This is a genomic window from Acidovorax sp. HMWF018 (assembly GCF_003061035.1).
Lineage (GTDB): Bacteria > Pseudomonadota > Gammaproteobacteria > Burkholderiales > Burkholderiaceae_C > Acidovorax > Acidovorax delafieldii.
In genome coordinates this window covers 5,675-14,777 of record NZ_QAIM01000312.1, presented here as the reverse complement: position 1 = coordinate 14,777, position 9,103 = coordinate 5,675, and the positions used below count along the sequence as shown (strand labels likewise).

Here is a 9,103-nt window from a genome sequence, read left to right as displayed (position 1 = left end):
GGCCCAGCGTGCCCGCGATGTAGGTGCCGAACACGTTGAACAGCCCGATCAGCGCCAGCGCATAGCTGGCCACCTGGGGCGACAGGCCATGGTCCTTGAGGTAGCTGGGCATGTGCACGCCAATGAACACCACCTGAAAGCCGCACACAAAGTAACCGGCCATCAGCAGGTTGAAGCTGGGGTAGCGGAAGGCCTCGCCCAGCGCCTGCGCAATGGTCTGCTCGCGCATGACCGGGGCCGCACCCTTGAAGCCCGGCTCCCGCAGGCCAAAGGCCAGCGGCACGATCAGCAGCACCGCCATCGACAGCACCAGCAAGGCCTGCTGCCAGCCCAGGCCTGCAATCAGCCAGCCTTCGACCGGCACCATCAGGAACTGCCCGAACGAACCCGCCGCCGCTGCCACGCCCATGGCCCATGAGCGTTTTTCGGGCGCAATCTGCCGCCCCAGCACACCATAGATCACCGCATAGGTGGTGCCCGCCTGCGCCGCGCCAATCAGCACACCGGCCGTCAGCGCAAACAGCGTGGGCGTGGGCGACAGCGCCATGCCCGCCAGGCCCAGGGCATACAGGGCTGCACCGCCGAGCAGCACGCGGAAGGCCCCAAACCGGTCGGCCGCCATGCCCGCAAAAATCCCGATCACGCCCCAGGACAGGTTCTGGATGGCGATGGCCAGGGCGAACGACTGGCGCGTCCAGCCCATTTCCTGGGTGATGGGCAGAAGCCACAGCCCGAACCCGTGGCGGGTGCCCATGGACAGGGTCACGATGGCCGCGCCGCACGCCAGCACCTGGAACATGGATAGTTTGGGAGGATTCATATGCATGCGCAGGAATGTAGCCAGATTGGGCGAAACGCGCTGATACACCCGCGACCAATACAGTTGGCGGTGGGGGCGGCAGAAAATGCAGCGCTTGGCGCAGCGGTTTGAAGGGCTGGTTATTTATCCAGCTATTGCTGCGGTGCCGCACTACAATCCGCCCCATGGCAGCCAAACCCTCTTCTGTTTCCGCGAGCGAATACTCCGAAGGCTCAATCCGCGTGCTCAAGGGCCTGGAGCCCGTCAAGCAGCGCCCGGGCATGTACACCCGCACCGACAACCCCCTGCACATCATCCAGGAGGTGCTGGACAACGCCGCCGACGAGGCCCTCGCCGGCCACGGCAAGAAGATCCGCGTCACCCTGCACGCCGATGGCTCGGTCAGTGTGGAGGACGACGGCCGGGGCATCCCGTTTGGCCTGCACCCGGAAGAAAACGCGCCGGTGATCGAGCTGGTCTTCACCCGCCTGCATGCGGGTGGCAAGTTCGACAAGGGCAAGGGCGGTGCCTACAGCTTCTCGGGCGGCCTGCACGGCGTGGGCGTGTCGGTCACCAACGCCCTGGCCACCCGGCTGGAGGCCACCAGCTACCGCGAAGGCAAGGCGGCGCGCCTGGTGTTCTCCGCTGGCGACGTGATCGAGCCCCTGGTCGCCCGTCCGCTGGAGGCGGGCGAGCGCAAGCAGGGCACCTCGGTGCGCGTGTGGCCCGACGCCAAGTATTTCGAATCCAGTGCCCTGCCCATGGGCGAGCTGACCCATCTGCTGCGCAGCAAGGCCGTGCTCATGCCCGGCGTGACGGTGCAGCTGGTGAACGAAAAAACCCGCGACACGCAGACCTGGCAGTACAAGGGCGGCCTGCGGGACTACCTGATGCAGACGCTCACCGGCGACCCGGTCATCCCGCTGTTTGAAGGCGAGGGTTTTGCCGACAGCGGCAACGAGAGCTTTGCCGAGGGCGAAGGGGCGGCCTGGGCGGTGGCCTTTACCGAAGACGGCCAGCCCATGCGCGAGAGCTACGTCAACCTGATCCCCACCAGCGCGGGCGGCACCCACGAAAGTGGCCTGCGCGACGGCCTGTTCAACGCGGTCAAGAGCTTTATCGAGCTGCACAGCCTGTTGCCCAAGGGCGTGAAGCTGCTGCCCGAGGACGTGTTTGCGCGCGCCAGCTATGTGCTGAGTGCCAAGGTGCTCGACCCGCAGTTCCAGGGCCAGATCAAGGAGCGCCTGAACTCGCGCGACGCGGTGCGCCTGGTCAGCGGCTTCGTACGCCCGGCGCTGGAGCTGTGGCTGAACCAGCACGTTGATTACGGCAAGAAGCTGGCCGAGCTGGCCATCAAGGCCGCGCAGACGCGCCAGAAGGCCGGGCAGAAGGTTGAAAAACGCAAGGGCTCGGGCGTGGCTGTGTTGCCCGGCAAGCTCACCGACTGCGAAAGCCGCGACATCGCCCACAACGAGGTCTTCCTGGTGGAGGGCGATTCGGCCGGTGGCAGCGCCAAGATGGGCCGCGACAAGGAAAGCCAGGCCATCCTGCCGCTGCGCGGCAAGGTGCTCAACACCTGGGAGGTGGAGCGCGACCGCCTGTTTGCCAACAACGAAATCCACGACATCTCGGTAGCGATTGGCGTGGACCCGCATGGCCCCAACGATACGCCGGACCTGAGCGGTCTGCGCTACGGCAAGATCTGCATCCTGTCAGATGCCGACGTGGACGGATCGCACATCCAGGTGCTGCTGCTCACGCTGTTCTTCCGCCACTTCCCCAAGCTCATCGAGACCGGCCACATCTATGTGGCGCGCCCACCGCTGTTTCGCGTGGATGTGCCTGCGCGCGGCAAGAAGCCTGCGGCCAAGATGTATGCGCTGGACGATGGGGAGCTGACGGCCATCCTCGACAAATGCGCCAAGGATGGTGTGGCACGCGAGAAGTGCCAGATCAGCCGCTTCAAGGGCCTGGGCGAGATGAACGCCGAGCAGCTGTGGGAAACCACGCTCAACCCCGACACCCGCCGCTTGCTGCCCGTACAGCTGGGAGACGTGGACTTTGCCGCCACCGAAGGCCTCATCACCAAGCTCATGGGCAAGGGCGAAGCCGCTGCGCGCCGCGAGCTGATGGAACTGCATGGCGATGCGGTCGAGATCGATATCTGACCGAGGGCTGTCCTACAGGTCTGCCATGAGAAATCCAAACAAGAATGGCGTCGTGCGCTGGTGCTTATTGGGTTTTTTGCTCTGTTTTTTGCAGCAAACGGCCCATGCAGACCTGTGGGCGCATGTGGATGAGCGCGGCGTGACGCACTTTGCGTCCGAGCAGGTCGATGCGCGCTACCAGCTGTTTTTTCGGGGCAACGACTTCGACTCCACCCGCGATGCACCGGCCAATGCATCGCCCATGCCCTATGCGCTTCCCGTAGCGGGTGCGCGCCTGCTGGCGTTTTTTGACATTGCGCCGGACTACAAGCGCGTCAAGCACCACCTGCGCGCTGCGTCCAGCCAACATGGTGTGGACTACGAGCTGTTGCAGGCCGTGATCGCCACCGAGTCCGGCTTTGACGCCGCCGCCGTGTCGCCCAAAGGCGCCGTGGGCCTGATGCAGGTCATGCCCGCCACGGCCAGCCGTTTTGGTGTGAATGCGGACAAGAAGCGCTCGGTCGAGCAAAAGCTCGCCGACCCCGCCGTGAACGTGCCCACCGGCACCCGTTACCTGCGCTATCTGCTGGACCTGTTCCCTGGCCGCGTGGACCTGGCCGTGGCCGCCTACAACGCCGGTGAAGGCGCGGTGCAAAAGGCGGGCAACCAGATACCGGCCTTCAGGGAAACCCAGAACTACGTGCGCACCGTGCTGGGCCTGTATGCCCAGCTCAAGCCCCCGGCGCCGGTGCTGGCCCAGCGTGCGCTGCCCGGTCGCGTGCGCATGGAGCTGTCGGGCGGCGCGCAGAACCGGGGCAACCTGCCGCCCACCCGCGTGGCGCAGACACCCACCGCTCCCCAGAACGTGAATCCAGAAACTGTACCCAACGAATGAGCGACCAACCCACTCTCGATTTCACCACCGCAGGCGATGACGGGGGCGACTCCCTGGGCCTGGCGGGCTATGCCCAGCGTGCCTACCTGGAGTACGCACTGTCGGTCGTCAAGGGCCGCGCGCTGCCCGACGTGTGCGACGGCCTCAAGCCCGTGCAGCGGCGCATTCTGTATTCGATGGACCGCATGGGCCTGGGCTACAGCGGCCCCACGCGCAACACGGCCGCCAAGCCGGTCAAGAGCGCCCGCGTGGTGGGCGATGTGCTGGGCCGCTTCCACCCGCATGGCGATCAGTCGGCCTATGACGCGCTCGTGCGCATGGCGCAGGACTTTGCCCAGCGCTACCCGCTGATCGACGGCCAGGGCAACTTCGGCAGCCGCGACGGCGACGGCGCTGCGGCCATGCGCTACACCGAGGCCCGCCTGTCGCGCATCACCAGCCTGCTGCTGGATGAGATCGACGAAGGCACGGTCGATTTCATGCCCAACTACGACGGCAGCACGGAGGAGCCGCGCCAGCTGCCCGCACGCCTGCCGTTCGCGCTGCTCAATGGCGCCAGCGGCATTGCCGTGGGCCTGGCCACCGAAATCCCCAGCCACAACCTGCGCGAGATCGCCGACGCCTGCATTGCGCTCATCAAGACGCCCTCGCTGAGCCAGGAAGACCTACTGGCCCTGGTGCCCGGCCCGGACTACCCCGGCGGCGGCCAGATCATCAGTAGCGCGGGCGACATTGCCGATGCCTACCGCACCGGCCGTGGCAGCCTCAAGGTGCGCGCGCGCTGGAAGATCGAAGACATGGCGCGTGGCCAGTGGCAGTTGGTGGTGAACGAGTTGCCGCCCGGCGTGAGCACGCAAAAGGTGCTCGAAGAGATCGAGGAAATCACCAACCCCAAGGTCAAGCCCGGCAAAAAGGCGCTCTCGCAAGACCAGACCCAGCTCAAGGCCAGCATGCTGGCTGTGCTGGATGTGGTGCGCGACGAATCGAGCAAAGACGCGCCCGTGCGCCTGGTGTTCGAGCCCAAGACGGGCAAGACCCCGCAGCAGGAGCTGATCACCGCATTGCTTGCCCACACCAGCCTGGAAACCTCGGCCCCCATCAACCTCACGATGGTGGGGCTCGATGGCAAGCCCGTGCAGAAGTCGCTGCGTGTGATGCTGGAAGAGTGGATCGCCTTCCGCCAGACAACGATCACGCGCCGCAGCCAGCACCGCCTGAACAAGGTGCTCGAGCGCATCCACATCCTCGAAGGGCGGCAGACCGTGCTGCTCAACATCGACGAGGTGATCGCCATCATCCGTGCGGCCGAGGAGCCCAAGGCCGCGCTGATTGCGCGCTTCAACCTCAGCGATCGACAGGCCGAAGACATCCTTGAAATTCGCCTGCGCCAGTTGGCGCGGCTCGAAGCCATCAAGATCGAGCAGGAACTGAAAGAACTGCGCGAAAGCCAGGGCAAGTTAGAAGACATTCTGAACAACCCCGGCTCGCTGCGCCGAACCATGGTCAAGGAGATCGAGGCCGACGCCAAGACCTTTGCCGATGCGCGCCGCACGCTGATACAGGCCGAGAAAAAGGCTGTGGCCGAAGTAAAGGTGGTGGACGAGCCTGTGACCGTGGTCGTCTCGCAAAAAGGCTGGGTGCGCGCCCGCACCGGCCATGGCCACGAGGCCGCCAGCTTTGCCTTCAAGGCAGGTGATGGGCTGTACGGCACGTTCGAGTGCCGCACGGTGGATACCCTGCTGGCCTTTGGCAGCAATGGCCGCGTTTACTCGGTGGCCGTGTCGCTGCTGCCCGGTGCGCGTGGCGACGGCCAGCCGGTGACCACGCTCATCGAGCTGGAATCGGGCACGCAATTGCTGCACTACTTTGCGGGGCCAGCCAACGCCACGCTGCTGTTGTCCAACTCGGGCGGCTACGGCTTTCTGGCGGCGGTGGAAAACATGGTCTCGCGCCAAAAGGGCGGCAAGGCCTTCCTCACCCTGGGCGAGGGCGAAACCGTGTGTGTGCCATCACACGCTGCGGGCACCACGGGCAGCAAACCGGTGCTGCCGGCCACGCACGTGGCCTGCGCGTCCACGGGCGGGCGCATCCTGACCTTCGAGATCACCGAGCTGAAAACCATGGCCAATGGCGGCCGGGGGCTGATGCTGATCGACCTGGAAGACAAGGACCAGCTCGCAGGCGCGGCGGCCTACACGCGCAGCATTCGCCTCGATGGCGTGGGCCGGGGCGGCAAGCAGCGTGATGAGACGCTGGAGATCCGCAGCCTGAACAACGCCCGTGCCGCGCGCGGCCGCAAGGGCAAGGCAGCAGACCTGGGCTTCAAGCCCACGACAGTGACGCGCGTCGAGTAAGGACAGCTCACACGACGCCTCCGGCGTTGTTGCCGCGTCCTGCAGCCACACCCGTACTGCAGCATTGCCTGCGGCGCAGCGCTCGGCCGGGGCCGTATCGCTGCGTTTTTTTGCCGCTTCAATCGTCGCCGCTGCCAGTGGAGCGGGGTGCGCGAAACGGGTTTGCCGCACCCGGTGCGTTTGGCGGCGCCTCCGATCGTGCTTGGGGATGACCCTCATGCGGCCGCTCCTGGTTTGTGCAATTGTCGGAAAGCGAGCAACATCTCGTGACAAACACACTCCAGGAGACCTCCATGCCTAAACAATTGAGGATGGCCCACAAGCTGTGGCTGGCTGTGATTCTGATCGTGGTCATGCTGGTCGCCGTGGTGGGGTTTGCGGCCTACCGCTCTGCAAAAGTGCAAGCCCAGGCCGATGCCGTGAGCAAGGACATGGAGGCGCGGGTGCAGGCCGCCCTGCGCTGGTCGGGGTTGACAGAAACCAATGCAGCGCGCACCCAGGCGCTGATCGTGAGCAACGACCCAGCGGTGGAAGCAGAGTTCAAAGACGTCATTGCGGCCACGTCGGCCCAGATCAGCGAGGTGCAGAAGTCGCTCGAATCCATGGCCTTGTCCGACGCCGACAAGGCCCAGATGAACAAGATTGCGGCCGCCCGCAAGACCATGATCGATCTGCGTGGCGAGGCCCGCAAGCTCAAGAGTGACGGTCAGCAAGATCAGGCCGTGACGCTGATCAACCAGAAGTACAACCCCTCCGTGGCGGCCTACCTCGCTGCTCTGCGCGAGTTTGTGGCCCAACTGCAGAAGAACGCCGCAGAGACGCAGGTGGCGATGGCGGCCGAACGCATGCTCACCGTCAAGATCGCCGCGGTGGCCGTGGGCTTGCTGCTGCTGGCCATCATCGTGGGGGCGTATTACCTGATTGGCAGCATCCAGCGGCCCTTGGCCCAGGCCAATGGACTGGCCGAGCGCATTGCGGGTGGCGACCTGAGCCTGCAGGAGGCTGTCACGCGCAGCGACGAATTTGGCGATCTGTTGCGCTCGCTCTATGCCATGAGCAACGCGCTGGGGCGCATGGTGCACCAGGTGCGCCAAAGCACGGACAGCATTGCCATCGCCAGCGCAGAGATCGCGACCGGCAACCAGGACCTGTCGGCCCGCACCGAGCAGACCTCCAGCAATCTGCAGGAGACCGCTGCCGCGATGGAAGAGTTCACCAGCACCATCCAGCAAAGCGCGGGCAGCGCCCAGCAGGCCAGCAGCCTGGCCGCGGGTGCCACCGGCGTGGCGCGCCGGGGCGGCGAGGTGGTGACCCAGGTGGTGGCCACCATGGAGGACATCAACCACAGCAGCAAGAAGATCGCAGACATCATTGGCGTGATCGACGGCATTGCGTTCCAGACCAACATCCTGGCGCTCAATGCGGCGGTGGAGGCCGCGCGTGCCGGCGAGCAAGGCCGGGGCTTTGCCGTGGTGGCCAGTGAGGTGCGCAGCCTGGCCCAGCGCAGTGCCGAGGCGGCCAAGGAGATCAAGCAGCTCATCAGCGCGTCGGTCGAGAAGGTGGAGACCGGCTCGCGCCTGGTGTCCGATGCGGGCACGACCATGACCGACATCGTGCAGTCGGTGCAGCGCGTGACCGACATGATCGGCGAGATCACCGCCGCATCGTCCGAGCAGAGCGCGGGGGTGTCGCAGGTCAACAAGGCGATCAGCAACCTGGACCAGATGACCCAGCAGAACGCCGCCCTGGTGGAAGAAAGCGCTGCGGCAGCACAAAGCCTGCGCGAGCAGGCCGATCACCTGGCGCGCGAGGTATCCATGTTCAAGGTCAACGCCGCCAGCTACGGGCCTGCGCAGGCCGCCATTGGGGTCGCGCGCGGCGCGGCCAAGGCGACAACCACCATGCCAGCCACCCGCAACAAGCCCGCAGCGCCCGCCACTGCGGGCGGTGCCCCTGCAGCCCGCATCAGCACTGCGAGTGCCCCGGCGGCACTGGCGAAATCGCCTTCATCATCGGCAGGCGTGAAGCAAGGCGCCAAGCACGGTGCCACGGCCGGGGCGGACGAGGACTGGGAATCTTTCTGACACGCTGAGGTGGGTGCCCCCGGCTGTCGCAGACCCAGGCGGCGGGGCCCTGCGCTGCACAGGCAACAAAAAACCCATGGCAGTGATGCCATGGGTTTTTTGCTGGGGCGCGCGGTCTGTCAGGCCAGTTCGGCGATCAGTTCAATCTCCACGCACGCGCCCATGGGGATCTGGGCCACGCCGAAGGCGCTGCGGGCGTGCACGCCCTTCTCGCCAAACACTTGGCCCAGCAGTTCGCTGGCGCCATTGGTCACCAGGTGCTGCTCGGTGAAGTCGCCCGTGGAGTTCACCAGGCTCATGACCTTGACGATGCGTTTGACACGGTTCAGGTCGCCGCCGCAGGCGGCTTGCAGCGTGCCCATCAGGTCGATGGCCACAGCACGCGCAGCCTGCTTGCCTTCTTCGGTGCCGATGTCGCGGCCGAACTGTGCAGCCCAGGGCTTGCCGTCCTTGCGAGCGATGTGGCCGCTCAGGAACACCAGGTTGCCCGTCTGCACATAGGGCACGTACGCGGCGGCGGGCACCGACACGGGGGGCAGGGTGATGTTGAGTTCTTTCAGCTTGTCGTAAACGCTCATGGTGGTCCTCGTTAGGAAGTGTGGGTGGATAGACGAGAGCGGTCTGGTGCGCAGGCCGCCGAGCGCGGTAAGTGTTACACAGCACCCCACCCTTGCGCAGACGTGGCAGGCCCTGGCGGCGCATTAGCATCAGCGCATGTCCGCCATAAGCGCCTCTAATGCCACGACGCTGTCCGCCACAGGCCGGGGCGTGGAGGGGCCATTGCCCCCGCGTCCGTGGCTGCTGCCCGCTGTGTTGCTGGGCGT

General features: G+C 65.7%; 6 protein-coding genes. 4 read left to right on the top strand and 2 right to left on the bottom strand.

Annotated elements, in window-relative coordinates:
* Positions 1-826: MFS transporter (locus DBR23_RS11855; RefSeq protein ID WP_233250409.1), on the bottom strand; the 826-nt coding region annotated here is incomplete at its 3' end.
* Positions 827-984: 158 nt separating this feature from the next.
* On the opposite strand from DBR23_RS11855, the gene DBR23_RS11850 reads away from it, so the two are divergent.
* The 4 genes from DBR23_RS11850 to DBR23_RS11835 all read left to right on the top strand — a co-directional run bounded on the left by DBR23_RS11850 (position 985) and on the right by DBR23_RS11835 (position 8,279).
* Entirely contained in the window at positions 985-2,967 is a 1,983-nt protein-coding gene (locus DBR23_RS11850) for a DNA topoisomerase IV subunit B (protein ID WP_056061737.1), read from the top strand.
* Positions 2,968-2,992: 25 nt separating this feature from the next.
* A complete protein-coding gene (locus DBR23_RS11845) occupies positions 2,993-3,841 on the top strand; it encodes a lytic transglycosylase domain-containing protein (protein ID WP_108498374.1) in 849 nt (282 codons plus the stop codon).
* Positions 3,838-6,195 (top strand): DNA topoisomerase IV subunit A, encoded by a 2,358-nt coding sequence (parC, locus tag DBR23_RS11840; protein ID WP_108498373.1) that lies wholly within the window; start codon positions 3,838-3,840, stop codon positions 6,193-6,195. The genes DBR23_RS11845 and parC overlap by 4 nt, the downstream gene beginning before the upstream one ends.
* A gap of 293 nt (positions 6,196-6,488) precedes the next feature.
* Complete coding sequence (locus DBR23_RS11835) at positions 6,489-8,279, top strand: methyl-accepting chemotaxis protein (protein WP_108498372.1); 1,791 nt, start codon at positions 6,489-6,491, stop codon at positions 8,277-8,279.
* Positions 8,280-8,398: 119 nt separating this feature from the next.
* On the opposite strand, the gene DBR23_RS11830 is transcribed toward DBR23_RS11835, so the two are convergent.
* The gene (locus tag DBR23_RS11830; RefSeq protein WP_008906002.1) at positions 8,399-8,857 is read right to left on the bottom strand and encodes a RidA family protein; all 459 of its coding nucleotides are present in this window, start codon (positions 8,855-8,857) and stop codon (positions 8,399-8,401) included.
* Positions 8,858-9,103: the final 246 nt, after the last annotated feature.

Bases quoted from the DNA above. Each gene is read 5' to 3' on its own strand.
- DBR23_RS11850 (WP_056061737.1), top strand. From the start codon at position 985: ATGGCAGCCAAACCCTCTTCTGTTTCCGCGAGCGAATACTCCGAAGGC.
- DBR23_RS11845 (WP_108498374.1), top strand. From the start codon at position 2,993: ATGAGAAATCCAAACAAGAATGGCGTCGTGCGCTGGTGCTTATTGGGT.
- parC (WP_108498373.1), top strand. From the start codon at position 3,838: ATGAGCGACCAACCCACTCTCGATTTCACCACCGCAGGCGATGACGGG.
- DBR23_RS11835 (WP_108498372.1), top strand. From the start codon at position 6,489: ATGCCTAAACAATTGAGGATGGCCCACAAGCTGTGGCTGGCTGTGATT.
- DBR23_RS11830 (WP_008906002.1), bottom strand. From the start codon at position 8,857: ATGAGCGTTTACGACAAGCTGAAAGAACTCAACATCACCCTGCCCCCC.